Raw genomic sequence first — 1,273 nt, 5'->3', positions numbered from 1 at the left:
CGGCCTCGGCGGCGTCCGCCGCCGACGGCGCCGAGCGCGCCTTCTCGGGCGGCGCCTACGACGACGTGGACACCGCGGCCTCCTCGCGCACGGTGCGCGGGACGAGCACGGGGCGGCGGGTCGGCGGGATGTCGGTGCCGGGCCTGGTGCTGGTGATCCTGGTGGTCGTCGCGATCGCGGTCGCCGTCGCGGGCGGCCTGGGACTGCTGCCCCTCGGCGCGATCGACGCCTCGGCGCCGGCGGGCCTGGGCACGACGTCGGACGAGGCGATGTCAGCAACTACGATGGTCGGATCGATCGGTGTCGGCCACGGCACGAGGACGGGTGTGGAGTGAGCGGAGAGACGGTGATCCTGGGTGGTCGGTACCGCCTGGGAAGGATCCTCGGGACCGGGGGCATGGCGGAGGTGTTCCTCGCGGAGGACACGCGCCTGCACCGCACGGTCGCGGTGAAGGTGCTGCGCTCCGACCTGGCCCGGGACGCGAACTTCCAGGAGCGCTTCCGGCGTGAGGCGCACAGCGCCGCGTCCCTGAACCACCCCTCGATCGTCGCCGTGTACGACACCGGCGAGGAGCAGCAGACCACGATCACCGGCTCCGAGGTGACGATCCCGTACATCGTGATGGAGTACGTCGAGGGACGCACCCTGCGCGAGTACATCGACCCCGAGCACCCGATGGACGTCATCCAGGCCGGAGAGATCATGGCCGCGCTGCTCAGCGCGCTGGAGTACTCCCACCGCGCCGGGATCGTGCACCGCGACATCAAGCCCGGCAACATCATGATCAACTCCGCGGGCGCCGTGAAGGTGATGGACTTCGGGATCGCCCGCGCGGTCGCCGACGCGACCAGCGCCATGACCGCGACCCAGGCCGTGATGGGCACCGCCCAGTACCTCTCCCCCGAGCAGGCGCGCGGCCAGCTGGTCGATGCGCGCTCGGACATCTACTCCGCCGCCTGCGTCATGTTCGAGATGCTGACCGGGCGCCCGCCGTTCACCGGCGACACCCCGGTCTCGATCGCCTACCAGCACGTGCGCGAGGACCCGCAGCCGCCCTCGGCCTTCAACCCGGCCGTCACCCCCGCGATGGACGCGGTGATCCTCACGGGCCTGGCCAAGGACCGCGAGCAGCGCTATCCCAGCGCCGTCGCCTTCTCCCGGGACATCGCGGCGGTCGTCGCCGGGCGCGCCCCGGCGCTGGTCGCCGGCGCCCTGCCGGGGGCCGACGACCCGGAGGCCACGACCGTGCTCAGCCCGCTCGACGACGCGACC

Annotated in this window: 1 protein-coding gene and 1 pseudogene; both read left to right on the top strand. The window is 72.7% G+C overall.

The genetic code is table 11. The features are described from left to right. A pseudogene (locus HMPREF3159_RS08970) lies at window positions 1-335 on the top strand (serine/threonine protein kinase); the annotation flags it as partial. After that, a partial coding sequence (pknB, locus tag HMPREF3159_RS08965; RefSeq protein WP_141748150.1) for a Stk1 family PASTA domain-containing Ser/Thr kinase occupies window positions 332-1,273 on the top strand: 942 nt, incomplete at its 3' end. The pseudogene HMPREF3159_RS08970 and the gene pknB, both read left to right, overlap by 4 nt.

It is taken from the genome of Brachybacterium sp. HMSC06H03, from assembly GCF_001807385.1.
Classification (GTDB): Bacteria; Actinomycetota; Actinomycetes; order Actinomycetales; family Dermabacteraceae; genus Brachybacterium; species Brachybacterium conglomeratum.
This window is presented reverse-complemented; position numbering and strand designations above follow the sequence as displayed.